Source organism: Pseudoalteromonas neustonica (assembly GCF_001653135.1).
In the GTDB taxonomy this organism is placed as follows: Bacteria; Pseudomonadota; Gammaproteobacteria; order Enterobacterales; family Alteromonadaceae; genus Pseudoalteromonas; species Pseudoalteromonas neustonica.
In genome coordinates, this window is record NZ_BDDS01000051.1 from 1 (window position 1) to 2,121 (window position 2,121).

A 2,121-nucleotide genomic window follows, 5' to 3' on the forward strand; every position below is an offset into this window, starting at 1 on the left:
AACCGAGTAAAATAATCTTTAACATCACCGTGGGCGGATACGCTGCCGCGCCTGTTTTGTCGTTGTTATACCACGCGTCAAAGCCCGACAAGTCGAGTTTATTTTCGACAATATAACAAAGCGCATATTCAAATGTACCCGGCAAAATTTGCTCAGAAAAATTGATAGGAATGAATTTATTTTGGCAGGATAAGTCAGGCTTGTAGTTGGCCATAACAGTTTACCGTGGGTGAATAATATCTATTAGATCACAGTAACCCAGTGGATTCAAGGTTAAAAAGCAATCAAGTCAAATGTGCAGAACCAGTTCCTAAAAAGAGTAATTCTACAACCTCAACGCCGCGCTAAGCGGCAAAAAGTTGTTGGCTAAAATAAGCGAGGAACGAGCAAAAAGCCAACTGTTTTTTGTCCGTTCTTTAGCGCCTTGTTAGCACTACAATGTACTCACAAAGTGATGAATTATCGATTTTTTAATTTCAGGGGCTGTCTCTTGGCTGAAACCGTGGCCTGTTTTATAAGAGTTATGTACTACTTTATGCTTAAACTGCTTATTTTTTAAATAAACCTCTATGTCTTTAGACATTTGAAAAGACGGCCAAACTTGATCACTTTCTGCTGAAATTAGAAGTATTGGGCCATTAATATTTTCAAATTTAAATAAGGATTTATTGACGTTAGTTTTATTTTCTAATGCAACAGTAAACCTGTCGATTAACTTAGCATTTGAATCCAACTCTAGGCCTAAAGCTGGAATGTCTTGACCTTCAATTGTCCAAGCTGACTTCGGTATTGTTAGGCCATACCAAGCAACCTTACTTGGAGTTGTAACAACTATAGATTTTATACGGGAATCCATACTTGCTAATAAAAATGCAGCCTCTGAACCTCTAGAGCCACCAACTACACCAATTCTAGATGAGTCTATTAAAGGGTGAGTTTCCAAATAGTTAATTGCATCAATGAAATACTCCATTGGTATTTGATCTAGCGTTTGAGAAATACCTTTTTCTTTAAAATAAGCTAGTCCTAATACAGCAACACCGTGAGGTGCGATCATTTCACCATTAGCATTTCCAGTATCTAATCCGCCCTCAAAGCCACCAAAGGCAATTACTACAGGAAGTTTATTATCAGTTTTTGGTAAATATAAGTTAGCAACTAAGTTTTTATATTCGACTTTATTTACCTCGTAATCATAATTTTCAGCTTTTAGTGAAAAAGAAGCTAATGAAATAATTAGAAGTAAAAATGGTATGGATTTATGCACGCTATCTCCTTGTAGTGCTAACGAGACTGTAGAATAACTCTAACAGCCAAATTCAATTAAAAAACGAGCTCCTGTAATTAACTCTAAGCGTTTTTAAAGCATTAGGTAATGCATTTGGAACCCACAAAACTGGCTGTTTTTCTTAAAAAAGAGTAATTCTACAGCCACAACGCCTTGCTAAGCGGAAAATAATGGTTGGCTATAATCGCGAAGCGATGGCCAACTGTTATTTTTCCGTTTAAGCAACTTGTGTACGCCCGACATGGGCATTGACTTATGAGGTGAAAGTCCTCTGTAGGAAGATCACCGTTTAAATAACACACTGTTATTAAACGATAGACACTCGCAAATGGCAAGGGCTAAATCGCGAGAGATAGTCTGGAGGAAGCCGCTAGCATTCTTTATAAAAATATGTGCGAGCTGATGAACAAAAACATCATATGAGGCGTAGGCTGGAGATGAGCTAGCACAAGATAGCGAAGTCATGTGATCTAACGGCCACCGTAAATGATGCAGTTGTGCAGAGAAAGTCGATGCACCTGTTCTTCATTGGTAAAAAGGGGGGGAGATCTGATAAACACGCATCCGCGCTAACGCTTGGAGATTACCAGTTAGGGACTGGTTGTTCAACCCTTGGCGCTTTGGTTGCTGCGACCTACAGCGAGCGAAATAGCAGTAAACAAGCGTTAGTTTAGACGCGCTTTATCGAGTAATCGCTAGAGTGATCTATCAGAAGTCAGCAGATGGCATACGACTGCATGGATGCAGAAGGTAGAGCAACGCAGGAGCAGTTGCCGAGTAGCCAAACGCCCATCGTAATGGAGGGGACACGGTGAAGGCCTGAACATCTTAAC

General features: G+C 39.7%; 3 protein-coding genes. 1 reads left to right on the forward strand and 2 read right to left on the reverse strand.

Annotated elements, in window-relative coordinates; all coding sequences use genetic code 11:
• Together A7967_RS21975 and A7967_RS21980 are read right to left on the reverse strand one after the other, a co-directional pair.
• The coding region (locus A7967_RS21975) for a transposase (RefSeq protein WP_501193731.1) at positions 1 to 214 on the reverse strand (214 nt) is incomplete at its 3' end.
• A 219-nt stretch (positions 215 to 433) separates the two neighbouring features.
• Entirely contained in the window at positions 434 to 1,267 is an 834-nt protein-coding gene (locus A7967_RS21980) for an acyl-CoA thioester hydrolase/BAAT C-terminal domain-containing protein (protein ID WP_054206944.1), read from the reverse strand.
• 533 nt (positions 1,268 to 1,800) lie between these two features.
• Between A7967_RS21980 and A7967_RS23080 the strand changes: the two genes are divergently transcribed.
• Positions 1,801 to 1,962, forward strand: coding sequence for a hypothetical protein (locus A7967_RS23080; RefSeq protein WP_157601522.1), 162 nt, complete (start codon positions 1,801 to 1,803; stop codon positions 1,960 to 1,962).
• Positions 1,963 to 2,121: the final 159 nt, after the last annotated feature.